The sequence below is a fragment of the Geodermatophilus sp. YIM 151500 genome, assembly GCF_025716945.1.
In the GTDB taxonomy this organism is placed as follows: Bacteria; Actinomycetota; Actinomycetes; order Mycobacteriales; family Geodermatophilaceae; genus YIM-151500.
Genome location: NZ_JAOVZT010000049.1, coordinates 1 through 473, shown reverse-complemented (window position 1 = coordinate 473; position 473 = coordinate 1). Strand labels below are relative to the sequence as shown.

The window sequence follows — 473 nt, the reverse complement described above, 5'->3', positions numbered from 1 at the left end:
TCGCTGTCAGCCGGCGTGCAGGTCGGGTGGTGCCTCTTCCTCGCGCCAGGGCGGATCGGGTGCCTCGCCGAGGCGGAAGCCGGGCGGGTCGGTGGTGCGGGTGACACCGCTGGGGGTGCGGACCTCGAGGCGGCCGTCGGGCAGCAGCCGGAACCGCCAGCCGCGGGCATGGGTCTTGATCCGGTGGTGGCGACGGCAGAGGCAGCAGAGGTTCTCGCAGTCGGTGGCGCCGCCGTCGGCGTGGGCGACGGAGTGGTCGATGTCGAGCCGGCCGGGTCGGCGGCGGCAGCCAGGCATCCGGCAGTGCCGGTCGCGGACGGTGACGAAACGGCGCTGCGCGGCGGTGGGTGCGTATCCGGCGGTCGCGGGCGGCGGCCGGAGTCCGGGACCGCCGATGTCGTCGTCGGCGCCGCTGCCCGCTCGGCCTCCGTACCCTGCTCCGGCTCCGGCTCCGGCTCCGGCTCCGGCTCCGG

The 473-nt window shown here is 76.7% G+C and carries 1 protein-coding gene; it reads right to left on the bottom strand.

Annotated elements, in window-relative coordinates; genetic code table 11:
* Positions 1-6: 6 nt before the first annotated feature.
* Positions 7-473 (bottom strand): HNH endonuclease signature motif containing protein (locus tag OF117_RS22095; RefSeq protein WP_263555014.1); only part of this gene is annotated, 467 nt, incomplete at its 5' end.